This window comes from Pigmentiphaga daeguensis (assembly GCF_039523035.1).
In the GTDB taxonomy this organism is placed as follows: Bacteria; Pseudomonadota; Gammaproteobacteria; order Burkholderiales; family Burkholderiaceae_B; genus Pigmentiphaga; species Pigmentiphaga daeguensis.
In genome coordinates, this window is the sequence record NZ_BAAAEN010000041.1 from 1 (window position 1) to 18,801 (window position 18,801).

Annotated in this window: 20 protein-coding genes and 1 tRNA gene; 20 read left to right on the forward strand and 1 reads right to left on the reverse strand. The window is 63.0% G+C overall.

The window, feature by feature from the left end:
• Window positions 1–227: hypothetical protein (locus ABD104_RS28580; protein WP_343928712.1), on the reverse strand; the 227-nt coding region annotated here is incomplete at its 3' end.
• Here ABD104_RS28580 and ABD104_RS28585 point away from each other — a divergent pair.
• The 20 genes from ABD104_RS28585 to ABD104_RS28680 all read left to right on the forward strand — a co-directional run bounded on the left by ABD104_RS28585 (window position 226) and on the right by ABD104_RS28680 (window position 18,801).
• Window positions 226–441 (forward strand): hypothetical protein, encoded by a 216-nt coding sequence (locus ABD104_RS28585; RefSeq protein WP_343928713.1) that lies wholly within the window; start codon window positions 226–228, stop codon window positions 439–441. The genes ABD104_RS28580 and ABD104_RS28585 overlap by 2 nt on opposite strands.
• A 57-nt stretch (window positions 442–498) precedes the next feature.
• A complete protein-coding gene (locus ABD104_RS28590) occupies window positions 499–669 on the forward strand; it encodes a hypothetical protein (protein ID WP_343928714.1) in 171 nt (56 codons plus the stop codon).
• Between the two features lie 5 nt (window positions 670–674).
• Window positions 675–752: transfer RNA gene (locus ABD104_RS28595), tRNA-Arg, on the forward strand.
• Window position 753: 1 nt separating this feature from the next.
• Window positions 754–987 carry a hypothetical protein gene (locus ABD104_RS28600; protein WP_343928715.1) on the forward strand — a complete coding sequence of 78 codons (234 nt, stop codon included), beginning with the start codon at window positions 754–756 and terminating at the stop codon, window positions 985–987.
• Window positions 957–1,421, forward strand: coding sequence for a terminase small subunit-like protein (locus tag ABD104_RS28605; RefSeq protein WP_343928716.1), 465 nt, complete (start codon window positions 957–959; stop codon window positions 1,419–1,421). The genes ABD104_RS28600 and ABD104_RS28605 overlap by 31 nt, the downstream gene beginning before the upstream one ends.
• Window positions 1,408–2,949 carry a terminase large subunit gene (locus ABD104_RS28610; RefSeq protein WP_343928717.1) on the forward strand — a complete coding sequence of 514 codons (1,542 nt, stop codon included), beginning with the start codon at window positions 1,408–1,410 and terminating at the stop codon, window positions 2,947–2,949. The genes ABD104_RS28605 and ABD104_RS28610 overlap by 14 nt, the downstream gene beginning before the upstream one ends.
• 6 nt (window positions 2,950–2,955) lie before the next feature.
• The gene (locus tag ABD104_RS28615) at window positions 2,956–5,127 is read left to right on the forward strand and encodes a portal protein (protein WP_343928742.1); all 2,172 of its coding nucleotides are present in this window, start codon (window positions 2,956–2,958) and stop codon (window positions 5,125–5,127) included.
• 10 nt (window positions 5,128–5,137) lie between these two features.
• Window positions 5,138–5,884: a hypothetical protein gene (locus tag ABD104_RS28620; RefSeq protein WP_343928718.1), complete on the forward strand. Its 747-nt coding sequence runs from the start codon at window positions 5,138–5,140 to the stop codon at window positions 5,882–5,884.
• A 219-nt stretch (window positions 5,885–6,103) separates the two neighbouring features.
• A complete protein-coding gene (locus ABD104_RS28625; protein WP_486352025.1) occupies window positions 6,104–7,276 on the forward strand; it encodes a P22 phage major capsid protein family protein in 1,173 nt (390 codons plus the stop codon).
• Between the two features lie 42 nt (window positions 7,277–7,318).
• Window positions 7,319–7,579, forward strand: a complete 261-nt coding sequence (locus ABD104_RS28630; protein ID WP_343928719.1) for a hypothetical protein — start codon at window positions 7,319–7,321, stop codon at window positions 7,577–7,579.
• A 102-nt stretch (window positions 7,580–7,681) separates the two neighbouring features.
• Window positions 7,682–8,326, forward strand: a complete 645-nt coding sequence (locus ABD104_RS28635) for a hypothetical protein (RefSeq protein WP_343928720.1) — start codon at window positions 7,682–7,684, stop codon at window positions 8,324–8,326.
• 31 nt (window positions 8,327–8,357) lie between these two features.
• A complete protein-coding gene (locus ABD104_RS28640) occupies window positions 8,358–9,743 on the forward strand; it encodes a packaged DNA stabilization protein (protein WP_343928721.1) in 1,386 nt (461 codons plus the stop codon).
• Entirely contained in the window at window positions 9,743–10,291 is a 549-nt protein-coding gene (locus tag ABD104_RS28645; RefSeq protein WP_343928722.1) for a hypothetical protein, read from the forward strand. The genes ABD104_RS28640 and ABD104_RS28645 overlap by 1 nt, the downstream gene beginning before the upstream one ends.
• 7 nt (window positions 10,292–10,298) lie before the next feature.
• The gene (locus ABD104_RS28650; RefSeq protein WP_343928723.1) at window positions 10,299–10,634 is read left to right on the forward strand and encodes a hypothetical protein; all 336 of its coding nucleotides are present in this window, start codon (window positions 10,299–10,301) and stop codon (window positions 10,632–10,634) included.
• Window positions 10,635–10,645: 11 nt separating this feature from the next.
• The gene (locus tag ABD104_RS28655; protein ID WP_343928724.1) at window positions 10,646–10,951 is read left to right on the forward strand and encodes a hypothetical protein; all 306 of its coding nucleotides are present in this window, start codon (window positions 10,646–10,648) and stop codon (window positions 10,949–10,951) included.
• Window positions 10,948–11,364, forward strand: a complete 417-nt coding sequence (locus ABD104_RS28660) for a GNAT family N-acetyltransferase (protein ID WP_343928725.1) — start codon at window positions 10,948–10,950, stop codon at window positions 11,362–11,364. Before ABD104_RS28655 ends, ABD104_RS28660 begins: the two co-directional genes overlap by 4 nt.
• A 103-nt stretch (window positions 11,365–11,467) precedes the next feature.
• Window positions 11,468–12,253, forward strand: coding sequence for a tail fiber domain-containing protein (locus tag ABD104_RS28665; RefSeq protein ID WP_343928726.1), 786 nt, complete (start codon window positions 11,468–11,470; stop codon window positions 12,251–12,253).
• A complete protein-coding gene (locus ABD104_RS28670) occupies window positions 12,253–13,683 on the forward strand; it encodes a hypothetical protein (RefSeq protein WP_343928727.1) in 1,431 nt (476 codons plus the stop codon). The genes ABD104_RS28665 and ABD104_RS28670 overlap by 1 nt, the downstream gene beginning before the upstream one ends.
• Window positions 13,683–15,986: a phage tail tip lysozyme gene (locus ABD104_RS28675; RefSeq protein ID WP_343928728.1), complete on the forward strand. Its 2,304-nt coding sequence runs from the start codon at window positions 13,683–13,685 to the stop codon at window positions 15,984–15,986. The genes ABD104_RS28670 and ABD104_RS28675 overlap by 1 nt, the downstream gene beginning before the upstream one ends.
• A 268-nt stretch (window positions 15,987–16,254) precedes the next feature.
• A complete protein-coding gene (locus ABD104_RS28680) occupies window positions 16,255–18,801 on the forward strand; it encodes a hypothetical protein (RefSeq protein ID WP_343928729.1) in 2,547 nt (848 codons plus the stop codon).

Below are 18,801 nucleotides of genomic sequence, written 5' to 3' on the forward strand. Positions count from 1 at the left end.
TGCTCATGTTCCTCAATCAGGGCTTGCAAAACGGCACGAGCCATGAACAGGGGGTAGCGGCGGGAGTCTATATAATCGTCAGGGATGCGACAGGTAGCCATGACCATTGCCACAGCAATCAATCCCGGGATGACCTGGGCCGAACGCCGCCGGTGCGGCCAGGTGCGTGCCGCGGCCGCTGCCAAGTTGCGCCGGCGTGGGCTGGCTGTCCCGTGCAATGTGTCCATGGACCGACTGGTAGCGCTGGTCGAGGAAGTCACTGGTCAGCCGCCCGGACGCGACCCCGTGCAATACCTGCTCGACTACTCCAATCGTCCGGAGGGCGCCGCGCCGCGAGCTCTGAACCTGATGACGCGGCCTGAGTGGGATCCGCTGGCCGACCCTGCATGGCGCCGCGTGCTGGAGCGCCTGCGGGAGCCGCTCACGCTTGCAAAACGCTAGGTTCGATACCTACATTCGCCCGTGTCAATCCTCCCTCACGTGAAACAGGAGCAGACCATGTCCAGCAAGGAACTGAAAGGGGGCAGCGCGTCCACCGGCGCCGGCTATGCCGAGCGTTGCCGCACCGCCCCGGCCAAGAGCATGAAGATGGCGCCGCCCCCCGGACCCAAGGCCGAACCGGTTCGGCTGAATGGCGTGCCTCGCGTGGGCGGCAACGGCATCAAGTAACCCCACGGCGGCGTAGCGCAGCCTGGTAGCGCGCCTGCCCCCTAAGCAGGAGGTCGTTGGTTCGAATCCAGCCGCCGCAACCACATGAAGATCCACATTCGCTCCCTTGACGAGATCTACGCAAACCTCATGACCTACGCCGACACAGTCAAGCGCCGTGCTGAACTGCGCGACAAATTGGGCAATGAGCGCCTGACCGACCTGCTGGCCCGCGAGGTCGAGCGCCGCCGGCTGGAGGCGACCTGCCGGCATATCCAGATGCGGGCGCGGAGGATGAGGGCTACCCCATGGCTGCTCGTAAACGGCCGGCGAATCTGACGGGCGGGTCCGGCACCGGCGCATTCGACTATCCCGGCGCACTGGACGAGATCTGCGACCGGATCGAGGGTGGCGAGACGATGGCGGCCATTGCAGCCAGCAAGGGGGTGCACCGGAGCCAATTGACTCGCTGGGTGGCCGCCAAGGCGGATAGACGAGAGCGAGTCGACATGGCGCGGATGATGTCCGCCGAGGCACTGTCGGAAATGGCGATGGACAAGATCATCAATGCGAAAGGCAGCGAAGGACTGACGCGCGCCCGCGAGTTGGCCCATCATTTGCGATGGCTGGCGAGGATGCGCGATCCCAAGCGATTTGGTGACCGAGTCGTGCAGGAACATGTGGGCGACGGCGGAGGTCCCGTAAAAACCGAGGCCGTCGTTAACGTGGAGGCCGGAGAGGCGTACCTCCGGTTGATCAATGGCAGCGCCTGAATGGTTCGATTTTCGGACGCCGGACTACGAGCGCATCTACGAGATGCGCAGCCAGCGGCTACAAAATCTGCGCAGTCAGCCCGAGATCTTGCCTGGGCTGAAGGCGTTCTACCGCGAGAACCCCATCAACTTCATTGACGACTGGGGCATGACGTTCGACCCTCGGAATGCAGAGATCGGACTGCCCACCGTCATTCCCTTCGTCCTCTTCCCCAAGCAAGCGGAATTCGTGGATTGGGTCGTTGGCCTTTGGAAGGGCCGCGAGGATGGACTGGCCGAGAAGTCGCGCGACATGGGCGTTTCTTGGCTCTGCGTGGCCATCGCCGCCTGGATGTGGATCTTCTACCCCGGCACCGTCATAGGATTCGGCAGCCGAAAGGAAGAGTACGTCGACAAGCTGGGCGACCCTAAGTCCCTCTTCTGGAAACTCCGTCAATTTGTTCGGCTCCTGCCGCAGGAACTGCGGCCAGCGGGATACATCGAATCCAAACATGCGCTTTCTATGCGCATCCTGAACCCTGAGAACGGTTCGGCCATCGTTGGTGAAGCCGGCGACAACATCGGCCGGGGAAACCGGACGTCGATCTACTTCAAGGACGAATCCGCGTTCTACGACAGGGCCGAAGCAATCGACGCGGCGCTATCCCAAACGTCGAACTGTAAGATCGATCTGTCCACCGTCAACGGCAACGGCAATCCCTTCTACCGCAAACGCCATAGCGGGAAGATCCCTGTCTTTACCTTCCACTGGCGCGACGACCCACGCAAGGATGAAGCGTGGTACCAGAAGCAGCGACAGACGCTGGATCCGGTCATCGTGGCCCAAGAAATCGACATCGACTACAACGCGTCCGTGACCGATTCCTTCATATCCGGGGATGCAATCACGCGCGCGCAGAGCCGCGGGCCGGCGGATGTGCAAGCCATTGGCAAGTGGCGTATCGGGGTTGACGCAGCCCACTTCGGAGACGATGAGAGCGTCATCCACTGCCGACGTGGGAGGTTGAATCTTCCGCAGATCACGCGCCGGGGGTTGTCCGGCCCCCAACTGGCGGCGCTAGTCGAATCAACGTGTGATGACCTTGTCGAAGCTGGAGGGGAGATTGACGCGATCATCATCGAGCTCGACGGCCCCGGGGTCTCTTGCTATGACCAACTGAAGATGGGGCGCTACAGCAAGTTCGTGCAAGGCGTTCATACTGGTGCGCGTCTGTCGGACAACAAGAACTACAACGTGCGCGCCCGCATGTGGAGGGCCGCCCGCGACTATCTCAACGATGATCCGGCGTGCCTCGCTCCCGATGGCGATTTCAAGGCGCAACTGGCCAGCGTTCGTTACCAGTATCGCGATGGACTGCTGATCATGCAGTCGAAGAAGGAATACAAGTCCGAGTTCGGCAAGTCTCCCGACCGCGCGGATGCTTTTGTACTGACCTTTGCAGTCGTCAAGACCAATCCTGCCGGATCTCCGGCGCCCAAGAAGAAAGTCATCACCGCCTCGCGCAGCGCCGGCGGCTACTGGATGTAGGAGAGAATCAGGCCCCGCCAAACTAAAGCAGATCAGGACGTCGTTGCACGGGCTCACCGCAACTTCGACAAGGCCGTCGCCTGGGAGCGCACCGCACGACAACTCTACACCGACGACATGAAGTTCCTGTTCGCCGACAGCGACAACCAGGAACAGTGGTTGCCCGCGGTGCGCGCGCGGCGTCAACTGGAAGGCCAGCCCATGCTGACCGTCAACAAGACGCACACGCACTGGCTTCACGTGGTCAACCAGGCCAAGGCGAACCGGCCGGGACTGCACGTCCATCCGACGGGCTCCGAGGCGACGTACGAGGCCGCCATGGTGTTCGAGAACATCATCCGACACATCGAGTATGCCTCCGACGCGCAAACGGCCTACATGAACGCCTGCGAGTGCCAGGTGGGTGGCGGCATCGGCTATTGGCGCATCGTCACGGATTACGCCGACGACAACGGGTTCGATCAGGAGATATTCATCCGGCCGGTGCCGGACCCGCTGGCGGTCTACATGTCGCCGGTCAAGCGTAAAGACGGATCGGACGCGACGTTCTGCATCATCTACGACGACATGCCGCGCGCGCAGTTCGAGGCGAAATACCCCAACGTCGCGCCCTCGCTGGTCGGCATGAACGTGACCGAGTCCGGCTGGCTGACCAAGGATTCGGTGCGCATCGCCGAGTATTACGAGGTCGAGGAAGGCAAGGAATGGATGTATGCCATTCCGAACGAGGGCGGCGGGTTTGCGTTCAAACGGGAGTCCGAACTGTCGCCGCTGGAGCGGGATCTCCTCAAGGAACTGGCCACGAACGGAGAGGAAGTGCGCCGGCGCCGTGTCGACAAGCGCACCATCCGCTGGTACCTGATCGCGGGCAACCAGGTCCTGGAGCGCAATACCTGGGCCGGCAAATGGATCCCCGTCATCCGCGTGGTGGGCGAAGAGATCGTCATCGACGGCAAGATGGACCGCAAGGGACTCGTGCGATACCTGAAGGATCCCCAGCGCATGTACAACTACAACACGTCGGCTCAGGTGGAATTCGGCGCGTTGCAGACCAAGACGCCGTGGGTGGGCCCGCTGGAGGCGTTCGAGGGGCTGGAGAACTACTGGGCCACCGCGAACCGCGAGAACCATGCATACCTGGCCTACAACGGGATGGACGAGAACGGCAACCCCATCCCGAAGCCCGAGCGGCCGCAGCCGCCCCAGGCGGCCGAGGCGTTCACCGCCGGCATGCAAGCTGCCGCCATCGAGATGATGATGGCCAGCGGTCAATACGAGGCCACGTTCGGCAAGCAGACGCAAGAGTTGTCCGGTGTGGCGCTGGACAATCGCAAAGATCAGGGCGAGCGTGCCACGTTCCACTATCTGGACAACCTGGCCAACGCACTGCGGTTCACCGGCAAGCAACTCATCGACCTGATTCCCAAAATCTACGACACGCGGCGCGTCATCCGGATCATGGGCGAGGACGGCCAGGAATCGCAGATCCAAGTGGATCCGCAGGCTCGTGTAGCTCTCCAGCAAGAACGCGACGCCGAGAACAACGTCATTCGCTCGATCTTCAATCCGGCCGTGGGCACCTATGACGTGGTGGCCAAAGCGGGGCCGAATTTCGACACGCGCCGCGAAGAGGCATTTCAGGCGATGAAGGAACTGATCACCGGCGTGCCGCAGCTCGCGCAGGTCATCGGCGACCTGTTCGCCAAAATGGGCGATTTCCCGATGTCCGATGCCATCGCCGAGCGCATCCGCAACTGGATCCCGCCCGAGGTGCGCGGCGATGGCGCCACCGCGTCCGAGAAACAACTGATGGGCCAGCTCGAACAGGCGGCCCAGATCATCCAGCAACTGCAACAGGCGCTTCAGGACCGCACCGAGGAACTGAAGATCGCCAAGCAGCAGGTCGATACCGACGCGTTGAATCATCTGGCGCTGCGCATGGAGAACGAGCGCAAGTCCCAGATCGATGCGTTCAAGGCGACCACGGACCGGCTGGACAAGCTCCTGGCGGTTCTCTCGCCTGAGATGCTCGCGGCCCTCGGACTCCAAAGCAGCACCGAAGCCTTGGAGGCACCGCCCTTGTCGGCTGGCCAAGATATCCCCGGCCTGTCCGGCGCCGAGGCATACGCAACCGGCCTGGTCGTCACCGACCTGGGCAAACCAGTAGGCCAACCCTGAAGAGGAACACATGAGCGAAACTGCCGTGGAACAACCGGCTGCCGCCGAGCAGCAACCTGGCGCCCAAGGCGCGACGACGAGCACCGAGACTGCTACGCCGCCCGAAAAACCCCGGGCCGACCCGCCCGAGTGGGCGATTCGCCGCTTTGGTGAGCTGACGGCGGCCAAGAAGGCTGCCGACGAACGCGCCGCAGCGGCCGAGCGCCGCGCCGCAGAGCTGGAACAGCGGTTGGCGTCCGCCCCCCAGCAGCAGGAAGGACAGCCCCAGGGGCAACCTCAAGTTCACCCCAACGTGGTGGAATTGGCGCGCACGATGGCCCTTCAGGAGGCCCAGACGCTCGTCAAACAACAGTCCATGGCCCAGCGGGTCACCTCCATCGAAGAGGCGGGCCGCAAGGAATTCGGCGACGAGTTCGACCGCTCCGTGCAGAACCTCCAAATCGCCGGAATCGGCTCACCCGAATTCCTGGAAGCCCTGACGAGCATGCCCAATCCCGAAAAAGTGGTTCGGTTCCTGGGGGATGCCGCCAACATCGAGGAAGCCATGCGCATTTCGGGGCTGCCGCCGGTGCAGATGGCGATCGAGATGGCCAAATTGGCCCCCAAGGCGGTCCAGGCCTACACCAAGGCGATCTCCTCGGCGCCGGCCCCGATTGCCCCCATAGACGGCAACGGCCGCGCGGAAGGCGCGGAGCCCGATCCGAAGGACACCAAGGCGTGGATGGCTTGGCGCAATCAGACCGCGCGGCGTCGGTAGTTGCAAAACCTCAGGTTTGAGGCCTACATTTGCCGCACGTGCCGCACGGCATGGGTGGTAACCCGCAAGGGGCAAAGGGTGTAGGCGAGCCCGGCAGTACAAATCGTCGGTTGGCCCGGAATCAGTCTCCCGAGGGCAGAGACAGCAAGCGCAATCCCGCGCTTTCTCTCCCTTTGCTCAACGGAGGCTATCAGGGCCAATTCGCTTCTTACCATCGACATGATCACCAACGAGGCGGTTCGTCTGTTCACGCAGACCAACGCCTTCCTGCGGACCGTGTCGCGTCAATACGACGACCAATTCGCGCGCACCGGCGCCAAGATCGGCAACACGCTGCGCATCCGCCTGCCCAACGACTACCTGGTCGGCACCGGCCCGGCGATCACGCCCCAGGGCACGAACGAGCAGAACACCACGCTCACCGTGGCCACCCAGAAGCACGTCCCCGTGTCGTTCGGCACTGCCGAGAAAACGATGTCCCTGGACGACTTCTCCGAGCGCATCCTGGCGCCGGCGGTCAATCGTCTGGCGGCCGCGGTGGCCGGGGACCTGATGACGCTGGCCGACTCGTCCGCCACGCTGGTCATGAACACGGCCGGGGGCAACCTGGCAAGTCCGATTCCGCAGACCTGGCTGCGCGCCGGCGCTTACCTGGACCAGAACCTGGCCCCTCGCATGGATCGCCAGATCATCCTGGACCCCATCACCCAGGCGAATACCGTCGGCACCCTGGCCGGCCTGTTCAACCCGCAGCAGAAAATCAGCGGGCAGTACGAGACCGGCCTGATCACCAAGGACACCCTGGGTTTCGACTGGATGTACGACCAGACGACCAAGATCCACACGGTGGGCACCTTCTCTGCCGGTACGGTCAACGGTGCCGGGCAGACGGGCAATACCCTTGTGGTCAATGCCATCACGGGAACCCTGAACAAGGGCGACATCATCACGATCGCCGGCGTGAACGCCATCAACCGCCTGACCGGCCAGACCCAGGGCGAACTGCGGCAGTTCGTCGTGACGGCCAACGTGGCATCCGGGGCGACCTCCATCCCGATCTACCCCGCCATCGTGCCGGCCCCTGCAGCGTACAACACTGTCACGGCCTCGCCCGCAAACTCGGCGGCGATCTCGCTCGTGGCGACTGCCGGCTCCAGCTACCGCCAGAACCTCGCGTTCTATCCGGAAGCGTTCACGCTGGCGACCGCTGACCTGGAAATGCCAACGGCAGGTGTCGTACAGGCCGCGCGCGCCGAGTTCGACGGTGTCAGCCTGCGCATGATCGAGGCATACGACGTCATGAACGACGCCCTGATCACCCGTATGGACATCCTGTACGGCTTCGCGGCAATCCGACCGGAATGGGCCTGCGTCGTCGCCGACGTGGTGTAAGTCAACAGGGAGGGCTTCGGCCCTCCCTCCACGGGAGATCCCATGAACAATCGAGATTTCACCGCGCCGTACGTGTTCCAGGAGTTCCCCAAGTGGGTAACGCTGGCCGACGGCTCACAGATCCTGGTCGAGAATGCCGAAGAAGAGGCGATCGTGACCGCGGACAAGAAGGAAGGCGGTGATCCGGCTGCCGACGCCGAACGGGAGGCCCTGCTGGCACAAGCCAAAGAACTGGGCCTGAAGGTGCATCCGGCCACCGGTCTGGATAAGCTGCGCGAGAAGATCGCCGCGGCGCAGGGGTAAACCAGGTCCGTTCCGCTGCCCACCACGCCGAGCGACATCATCGAGTTGGCCCTAAAAACGGCCAACGTGCTGGGTGTCGGCCAGACGGCGGACGCCGAGGACATGAACGACTCGTTCAACCTCCTGAACATGATGATGGCGCAATGGCAGCGGCGTCGCTACATGGTGTACGAACTCGTGACGGCATCGAAGGTCGCCACGGGTCAGATCTCGTACACGGTCGGTCCTGGTGGGGACTTCGACATCCCGCGGCCCTCCAAGCTGGAATCGGCGTTTTTCCGCCAGCAATTCAATCAGCAATTGCCGGTGGACTATCCGTTCACGATCCTGCGCGCGCGTGAGGACTACAACCGCATCGGTCTGAAAACGCTCAATGCGTTCCCGCAGTTCATCTTCTACGATGCCGCCAATCCGCTAGGCAATCTCTTCCCCTGGCCGGTGCCGAACAATCAGTACGAAATCCACATCACGGTCATGCAGCAGTTGCAGCAGTTCGCTGGCATGGACGAAGAAATCACGCTGCCGCCGGAGTACAAGGCGGCGCTGATGTGGAATCTGACGCTCGAGCTGTACCCCTTCTACGGGCTGCCGGTGAACGAGATCGTGGCGAAGAAGGCGGAGGCTTCGATGCGCATCATCGAAGAGGCCAACGCTCAAATACCTCGCCTGCAGATGCCTGGCAGCCTCCAGGGGCGCGGCGGCTCGTACAACATCTACGGCGATTACTACATCGGGAGCGCAGGCTAGGGCTAAGGTTGCGCTCACCACCGGCGCGTACATGGCGAAGTCCCTCATCGCCAGCGCGCAGCGGTGCGTGAACCTCTACATGGAGCTGAATCCGAAGGATTCGACCTTCCCCACGACGCACTATCCCACCCCGGGGCTGGTGCGGATGGCGCAGTCTGCGCGCTCAGGGTGGCGATGCCTCTATACCGCGTCCAACGGAACGCTCTATGGCGTCTGCGGCGCCGGCGTCTATGCGATTGCGGAAGACGGAACTCTGACTGAGCTCGGAGCCATCGCCTCGTCGTCCGGCCCGTGCTCCATGGTCGACAACGGAACGTCGATCGTGCTGGTGGACAATACGTCGGCCGGCTATACCATCCGATTGGACGATAACCAGTTCGTCCCCATCACGCAGGACTCGTTCTACGGCGGCAACACGGTCCAGTATTCGGATGGGTTCTTTGTGCTGCCGCGAACGGGAACCACGCAGTTCTACATCTCGCTGGCGTTCCAAACCGAGTTCGATGCGACCGATTTCGCCAGCAAGGTGGGATTCAGCGACAAGCTCGTCACGCTGGCAATCACCAAGCGATACCTGTTCCTGCTGGGAACATTGACCACCGAGGTTTGGTACAACGCCGGCGGAGACCTCTTCCCGTATGCTCGCATGCCGGGCGCATTCATCCAGCACGGCTGCATCGCTCCATTCTCCGTCGCGCAAATGGACGGCTCGGTGTACTGGCTGTCGCAGTCGCCGCAAGGCAAGTGCATCGTCGTGCGAACAGAGGATTACGCGGCCGCCCGGATCTCGACGCACGCGATCGAGAACGAAATCCAAAGTTACCCGCGCGTGGACGACGCCCAAGCGTTCACCATGCAGATCGACGGCCACTTCTGGTACGTGCTGACGTTCCCGACCGCCAACAAGACGTGGGTGTTCGACCTGAGCACGAGCCAATGGCACGAGTGGCTGTGGCTGGACCAGGAAGGTGCGTTCAACCGTCACCGCGCCGCCTGCTTCGCATTCGCATATGGGCAGCCCATCGTCGGCGACTGGGAAAATGGCAACCTGTACCGCCTGGATCCGCTGGCCATGACTGACGACGGCGGCCCGGTGGCTCGCATCCGATCGTTTCCGCACATGGTGGACGACGATTCCAGCCGGGTGATGTACCGGGAGTTCATCGCGGCGTTTCAGGTCGGGACGGGGGCAGGCAACCAGGAAGTCCCGGTGTTCTTGCGCTATTCCGACACCGCGGGGCGCACGTGGGGCAATCCGATCCGCGCGTCCTTTGGCGCCGAGGGCGACTACCTGAAATCGATCCAATTCCAGCGCCTGGGCATGGCCCGCGATCGTGTGTTTGAGCTGTCGTGGTCCGCGCCCGTCCATACCGCACTGAACGGCGCGTTCGTGCAATATAAATCGGCGAATCAGTGATGGATACCCGGAGCGACATTCCTCTTCCTCAATCGGCCGCCTTGGCGTCCGGTGGGCGCTTCGCTGAGGTCTGGTGGCGCTTCTTCCTGACGCTCTGGAATCGCACCGGGGGCGGCGAGGGCGGCGATCTGAGCCTGTTGACCAGGATCGTCCGTGACCTGCAGGCCGCGGTTGAGGACCAGCAGTACGGGAATGCCTTGGCGCAGATCCAGGCAGCCCTCGATGAGGGCCAGATGCCAGTAGATGTTGCGCAGGCGGCGGCGATGGGCGTTATCGGATGTATGGCGGCCGAGGCATTGCAGCGGTGCGAGTCGCTGGTGCCGATTCGACTGTCGGCCCCGGCAGCCATCCCTGACTCCGAGGCATCCCCGCAGGTTCGCGGCGACTGGCTGCCGTCCGAGATCCCGACGTTCCAGTCGCCGGGCCGGTTGCCGCCTGAAATATGGGTGCACGGCATCCACGAAGCGCCGGAATTGCATGCCGTCGCTACCCCGACATCCGCCGGCTTCATGAGCGCCGCAGATAAAGCCAAACTCGACGGACTATGAGGAAATCATGGCAACCAACTGGAAAGAACTCGTCAAGGGCGCCGCGCTGACCGGAACGGCGGCCAGCGTTTACACGGCACCGGCGGCGACCCAAACCACGATTCAAGCGGCCAGCGCCACCAACGCCACGGGGGCGCCCATCACTGTCGCGATTTACGTTGTGCCCTCCGGCGAGGCGTTCGACGCGAAGTACCGCGTGGCGCTGTGCAACGTCCCAGCCGGAGGTGTCTCGACGCCCTGGCAAGCGATCAATCACAAGCTGGAAGCCGGGGCGCAGATCTATGCCGATGGCAACGGCGCGAACCTGACCATCAGCGGCGCAGAGTACCTGCCCAACACCTAAAGGAGGCCAGCATGGCACTCAACGGCAATGAACAGCTTTACATCAGCCACGGCGGAACGGGGCAAGCTACCACATCGGTCAAGGAGGTGGCGGCATACGCCGGCAGCAATGCGCCGGCGGCCACCACCAGCACGGCCGGCGTGGTCAAGAAAGCCGCCAGCGTTCCGAACCTGACGGATAACAGCGGTGGCACGTCGGGCGGCAACACAATCGCCGCTGTGACCGACAACGCCACCGCTGCCGATGCCGTGGCCACGCTGGCCGCCAAGATCAACGCCCTGCAGACCGCTCTGCGCAATGCGGGGATCCTAACGTGATGCTGGTCCAGGCGAGCCCCGAATTCGTTACTCGCGTCATGCGCGATCCGCGCGTGTGGCGCTGGGTGGCGGAGGATGGGGTTTCGCCTGAAAGCTACATATGCAGCCCCCGCGCGGTGTGCTTCGCGCATCAGGGACGGGGGTTTGCGATGTTCAAGAAGTGCACTCAAACGATGTACGAAATCCACGTCGCTATGTTGAAGGGCGCAACGAACGTGCAGCCCTGGGTGATGGCATGCATCGCCGAGATGCGACGCCGGGGAGCCAAGAAGTTTGCCGCGCCGATCGCCGAATGGAATCGGGCCGCACTGCGTCTGGCGCGCTCATGTGGTTTCGTCGAGGAGGGACGCATTTCCGCGGCCCTGATCCGAAATGGACGGCCTCATGCGTTGATATTTATGGGAGCTTGCTAGGGATATCGTTGGAGACATACTCGGTACCGGCGATCAGGCCGACGCCGCCCTGCAGGCGGGCAACCTTTCTGCCGAAGCCACGCGGTATGGCATCGACAAGCAGATGGAGATGTTCAATCGTCTCCAGGAAAATCTGCAACCCTACATGCAGGCTGGCGGTCAGGGTCTCCAGGGGCTGCTCGGTATGCTGGGCGCCGGTCCTGGCGTCGGCAACTCGAACGCCATGTCGTCGTACCTGACAACGCCCTTTCAGTTCGATGCCTCGCAGCTCGAACAGACGCCCGGCTACCAGTTCACGCTGCAGCAGGGCCTCAAGGCGTTGAACAACCAGGCGTCGGCCCAGGGTATGGGCCTCTCGGGTGCCCAAAGCAAGGGCCTGCTGAATTTCGCCACCGGCCTGGCGAACCAGACCTACGGCGACCAGTACAACCGCGCGTTGCAGCAGTTCCAGGCGAACTATGGGCTGGCATCGGACCAGTTCAACCGCTTTTCCGGTCTTGCAGGTCTCGGCCAGAACGCCGCCGCGGGCGTGGGCAATGCCGGCATGCAGACGGCCTCCAACATCGGCAACCTGGCCCAGCAAGGCGCGGCCGCGCAGGGCTCGGGCCTCATCGGCGCTGCCAATGCCAACGCGAGCACGCTGGGGAATCTGGGGAATCTCGGCATGTCGGCCGCAGGTATCTACGCGCTGCTTTCCGACATGCGCACCAAGGCAGACATCGAACCCATCGGTCGCACGAAGAAGGGCCATACGCTCTACCGGTACCGCTACAAGGGCGATCCCACGCTTCAGATCGGCGTCATGGCGCAGGAGGTGGAACAGGCCGATCCTGACGCCGTCATCGAGGTCAACGGCGTGAAATACGTCGATTACTCGAAGGTGCACTGATGGTCGATTACGCATCCCAGATCCGACTACCGGACTACTCGCGTCTCGCCAGCGGCGTACAGGGTCTGATTGGTCTGCAGGGCAACCTGCTGCAACAACGCGCGCTGACCCAGCAGATGGAGGCCAACAAGGCCGCGTCCGAAGCCGCGAAGCTTTCGACCGATCCTGTTACGGGACAGATCGACCAAGCCAAGTTCACGCAATTGCTCTCGCAGGGTGCTGGCGCCTACAACATCCCCGAGTACCTGGGCAAGTTCCAGCAGCTATCCAACGCTCAACTGGAGGCGAAGGCCAAGCAGCTCGATATCGCGCAGAAGCAACTCAGCTTCTTCGGCGGCCAGCTTGGCTCGCTGGTGAACATGGGCGAGCGCGCCACACCTCAGGACGTGATCCGCACGCTGGCGAACGGTGTCCAACTCGGGATGATGACGCCCGAGCAGGCGCAGCAATATGCAACACAGATTCCTTCCGACCCCAAAGAGCTGCAGTCCTGGCTGCGTCAGCACTGGATCGGCCTCCAACGGACGCAGGAACAGATCGGGCTGCTGCCCCAGGGCGGCGCTGTCGACACCGGCGGCGCGCAACTGCTGACGAACCGGGATCCCATCACCGGCCAGATCTCGACCGCGGCAGTTGTGCCCAAAACCCTTTCACCGGGCGAAGCGGCAACGCGTGTTCCCGTGTTTGTCGATGGCCAGCAAGGCACCGTACCGCTTGGCGCAACCGTGGGCGGCACTGGCGCACCTGCTGGTGGTCAGGGACAGCCCGGAAGTGCTCCCAGCGGATTCCTCCCCACGGCGCCGGTGTTGGGGCAGGATAAGGTTGCCGCCGCCGCGGCGGATCGCTACAACTCGCTGGTCGAGTCTGCAAACAATGCGCCCACGGCGATCAACGGCTACGACCGCGCCCTGGAGGCGCTGGCCGGCGCGGGCACCTCGGGCGTGGCGGCAAACGCAAAACTGTTTCTGCCGACCATCCTGCAGTCCCTGGGGCTGCAAGATGAAGGCGGGGATGTGCAGAACTTCCAGTCCCTCAAGAAGTACCTGGCGAATGCCGGCGCACAGGCTGCTTCGGCCGCCGGATATTCGGGCTCGGACGCACGCCTGTCCACGTTCACGCAGGGCCAGCCCGACCCGCAAAACATGAACCCGGGCGCCTTGCGAGACGCCATCCAGTACGTCAAGGCCCTCCAGACCGGCGTCATCGCCAAGAACAACGCGGCGCAAGCGTGGGTGGAACAGCACGGCGGCAATATGGCCAAGCTGCCCGAGTTCGAGCGCCGCTGGTCGAACGCCTTCAACCCTGACGTCATGGAACTGCGCAACCTGCCGCCTGAGCAGCAGCGGTCCTATATCGCCTCGCTCAAGCCAGAGAAACGCAAGGCCTTGATGGAGTCGTACCGCAAGATGTCGGAAGTGGGGGCGTTCTGATGGCCCAGTTCGAAGCGCTCGCGCCCCAGGTCGCAGCACGCCTGTCCCAGGACCTGGGTATCACTCCCCAGCAGGCCGCTGGCATCGTCGGCGCCCTGGGGTACGAGAGCGCGGGATTGCAGGCCATCAACGAGCGCCAGCCGGCCGTTCCGGGGTCGCGCGGGGGCTTCGGCTGGGCGCAGTGGACCGGACCGCGGCGCCAGCAGTTCGAAGCGTTCGCCAAGCATTTCGGCCTGGACGTGAAGGATCCCGAGGCGAACTACCAGTTCCTGGTGCACGAATTGACCAACACGCCGGAAGGCGCGGTGTTGGACGCCATTCGCGGAACCGACGACCCAAAAGCCGCTGGCCGAGTGTTCACCGAGCAATTTCTGCGCCCCGGCGTCCCAGCCATGGCCAAGCGTGATTCTTGGGTGGAGCGCGCGGCCGCCGCCATCTTTCCTTCTGCCGAGGCTGCGCCCATGACCGACAAACTGGCGTCCGACCCGCTTTGGCAGATGCTGAACGATCAACCGACCGCCGGTGGTGGGCGTGAGGTGTCCGAGCGGCTTGCGGCAGACCCCGTATGGCAGATGCTGAATCAATCCGGGGGCACCTCCCAATCGCGCGCGGAAGACGGCGCGCTGGTGCTGGGCATGGGAGGGACAACTCCGGAACCGGAAAAGAACCCCGCAATTGCCGCGATCGAGGGGCTAGGGCGTGCGACGAAGAACTTTGTGCGTGGTGCCTATCAGGGCTTGACCGACCTGCCGGCCGGCATAGGACAGGAATCTGTCCACACCGGCGCCAAGATCCTGGCCGATCTGGGATATGACAGGAGCGCTCTAGCTTCAATCCTGGGCTCCAGAGACGCCGAAATCGCGCGGCGGGAGTCTGAGTACCAGGCCGCCACGCCGGGCTCTGCTGCGGCCGGCGTTGGCCGTTTGGCTGGGTCCGTCGCGCCGCTCATGGTCGCCGGACCGGCTGCTGCCGCGCCCATCGTTCGCGGCGCAGCGCTGGGCGAGCAGCTTCTGGCCCGCTCGCCGGCGTTGGGGCGTCTGCTCGGGTCGATGGCCGGAGGCGCATTGCAGGGCGCCGGCTTTGGCGCCGTGACCCCGGTCATCAGCGGCGACTACGATACAGCGCAGCGCAGCAATATCAGCGGTGGCGCGGCAATCGGTGGCGCGTTGCCTGCGGCTGGCGCTGGTCTGCGCGCGCTAGGCCGCGGCATCAGCAGCGCAGTGGGCGGGGATGTCTCGCCAGAAGTCGGCGCCTTGGCACAGGCGGCCAAACAGCGCGGTATCGACATCCGTCCCGACCAGTTGATCAACAGCAAGCCGGTGAACGCGGTGTCCGCGACGCTGGACTACGTGCCGTTTTCAGGCAAAAGCGGCGCGCTCTCCAAACAACAGAAGCAATTCAATACCGCCGTGTCGCGCACTATCGGCGAGAACACTTCCAATGTGACGCAGGCGGTCAAGGACGCGGAAAAGCGACTGGGAGCCGAGTTTGATCGAGTTCTGAAAAGCAACGCAGTCAACGCTGACCAAACGTTCCAGAATGACCTGGGCCGTATTCTTACGAACGCCCGCAACGAGATGACCGACCAGCAGTACGGGGTCATCGCGCGCCAAGTCGACAACATCTTGGACAAGGTCAAGCCGGGTGACATCATCGACGCCGATGCGGCCTACAACATCAAGACTGGGCTGGACCGGCTCGGCAAGAGCAATGATTCGACGTTGGCCTACTACGCCAGGGAAATGCGAACCTCCCTCATGGATGCGCTGAATCGATCATTACCCGATCGAGGCGCCTCCTTTGCGAAAACAAGGCAACAGTGGGGCAACCTGATGGAGCTGCAAAAGCTTGCGTCGAGGGGGGCGGAAGGAGACATCTCGGCGGCCAAACTGGCCAACGCCAGGGGAATCAAGTCGGCGGATCTTGGGGAACTGGCGGATATCGCTGCGCAGTTCTTGAAGGGGCGAATGGGAGATTCAGGGACCGCCCAGCGTCTTCAAACTCTAGCCGGCGTGAGTTCCCTGGTGCCCGGAGCGACCTTTGCGCCACTGACGACGGCGGGGACGGTCGTCGGCGGTCGCCTGGCCAACTCAATGCTTGGCAGCACCGGGCTGGCGAATCTGATTGCGTCGCGTGCGGTAAACCGCGGGCAAGTCGCGGCTCTCCAGGGTGCAGCCGGTGGTCCGCTCCCATTCACGCAGATCACTCCGCTGCAACGGCTCTTGTACCCATCCCTCGCTTACGAAGGGACTGGTGGCCTGGCGCGGCTGGGGGTCTCCAAAGATAAGCCCGCTAGGCCGTAGCCCATGAAAGCCTTCCCACAACCCGTAGATGAAGTGGGCCACGCAATAGATGCCCACGAAAACCCAAAAAGTCGCCGTGAATTCCATGCCGCGCGCTCAGTAGGAGATTGACAGGAGCACTTTACTACCAAACGGGGTCCAGCAATTCATTGACCTGAATGGCAAGCCCCTGGTCGGCGGGAAGGTCTATTTCTACATCCCGAACACCACGACCCTCAAGGACACGTATCAGGACGCTGCTCAGACAATCCTGAATACCAATCCCGTCGTGCTCAACGCCGCCGGTCAGGCAACCATCTGGGGGACGGGCGCCTATCGACAGGTGGTGTACGACCAGTACGGAAACTTGGTTTGGGACCGGTATATTACCGACACTGCATTCTCCGCGATGCAGGCTGTCGGGGAGGTCTCTGAAACCGTCGCGGAATTGCAAGACGGAATCGGCGCAACCGATGGATTCTTCCTGCAGGCTGGGGCCGGGGCGGTCAAGAGAACCCAAATTGACAAGCAGAGAGAACGTGTCACTCCCGAAGACTACGGCGCCGTTGGCGATGGCATACACGACGATTCAGCAGCATGGAAGATCCTTCAGGACCGGATCAACGGATGGGGCGGCGGCGGCATCGAGTTGATCGGCACGTACTTGGTGCAGGCACCGGCGAATGGCGCTGTGGCTTTCTTCGAGGAGCTATCGCGGCTCCAGATCTGGGGAAAGGGAAAACTCATCACGCCGCCCATTCCTGCTGTCTGGAAGACCGGCACGTCCGCGTCCGTTGCCGGCACGTTGGTCACCATCTTCGATTCGTCGCACTCGCTCACGGTTGGCAGCGAGATCATCGTGCGAGGCCTGTCAAATCCCGCGGCCGATGGCTATTTCGTGGTGTCGGCCGTGACGCCTGGTGTGTCGTTCTCATACCAGTCGGCGACATCCATGATCGGCATTACCGGGACGCCCCAGTACACGTTGGCTGACTACGGCCGCGCCGTGATTCGCTATCGGAACTGCAACAACGTCGATATCGACGTCATCATCGAGGGGGAAGAGCGGCCCGTCGATCAGATGTACCGACTCGGGTATCGAGGCGTGTATTGCTCGTCCGGCACCAACATCGAGAACCGAGTGCGGGTATCGGGAAAGGGATTGAGCTACGCCATCTCGTCTGGAGGGAGCCTGCAGCGGTCGTCGCTGGCGGCCTCCGGCAAGAATATCGGCTATGGGATTGCCGCGTTCGGCGTCGATGGCGGCCTGCTAACCGCCAACGTGGATACGGTGCACCGTGGCGTTTACTGCGCCAACTCGAGCAACATCGACATCGACGCGACCGTTGCGAATTTCGATGTATCGGGCATCATCGTCACACGCACGGAGGCAGGTCTTTCGCGGAACATTCGCGCTATGCTGAAAGCGGCCCCGCAGCCCGACCGACCCACCGGCCATCGTGGAACGCAGGGAATCGGCGTATATGTCAATTTCAGTGCCGCGCTCGAGGGCGGCTATGAAAACCTCGAGATCGACACCAGTCTGTATTCGGACAACCTCACGGGCATCGGTCGCTATCCATTTGAGATCGACGGGACGCTGGTCACGGGGCGCATCAACAACCTGACGATCCGCTCAAACTTCCAGCGCGTATTCCAGACTGACCGATCGCTGCATACGCGCGAATTTTTCTTCCGTGCCGGGCCGGCCTGCCGTCTGGGAAATATCAGCATCGATGCCAACTGCGTCGATCCCGCAGCGGTGGACTCGTCCATCCCGAACGGCGTCTATATCGCGGTCGGTCCTATCGATGGCGAATTTGCAATTGCGCGCAACGGCGGCACGTCGGGCTACTTTATCGCCGCAGACGATCCGAGCCGGATCAAGTGGGTTGCTCCCTATAAGCCCCAGCCTGGCGGCGGCGTGGCTTTCCCCTCCGATGCGAACAAGATGGTGGTTTGGCCCGCCAGCCGCGTTTCAACGGGCGATTTCACCGTGTGGGTGCGCGCGTTCGACATCCGGACAAAGAGCGGCGCGCGCACGTTGGCGATTGCTGGCCGCAGCAACCTGGGGCGCTCGACGGCGGCCATGTGGTGCTACTTCGACGCTTCGAATAACGCAATCGTCGAAGTGCTGGGGGCGGATATTGACGCCGATTATTCTGGGCGCATTTTCTACGACGTAGCCAAGTTCTGGCGCGGTGGTTATGCCGACGTTTTTGTCTTGCGCCGAGGCGGTATCTTCGAGCTCTGGATCGACGGCATAAAACTGAATGGTACCCCCATCAGCAACGGGGCGGCGCCAGGCGAAGGTAGTGCTATCGACTCCGACTATTGCCTCTTCAATGCAGCCGGCGGCCAGGCCTTCGCCTCATCGATGGGCGCTACGGCGTTCTTCACAAAGGCACTCTCGGCGGGGGAGATGGATACCGTGTCGCGGGGCGGCACCCTCGCCGATAGATCGCTCGTCGACCACCAGTGCAATTACATGGCGTCGAGCGCCGGCGTGGTGTACAGCCAGTTCTCAACCCGCATGGGTACGCTGGGGAGCACGGTTACCCCCCTGGCCTTCGGATCATCCTTTGCCGCGTCGGCCGCGATCGACCCGCCATCCATCGCTGCGGGTGCGGTCGCTACGGTCACCGCGTCGGTCCCCGGGGCTGTCGTCGGCCGCGCCGTGACCGCCTCCCCCCGGAACGCGCTGCCCGCCGGCATCGTGCAAACGTCACCCGGGCGCGTCAGTGCTGCCGATACGGTTTCCATTGACCTGCTGAACGTGACGGCCGGCGCCATCGACCCTCCCTCCAACACCTGGGACATCACGGTGGAGCGGTGA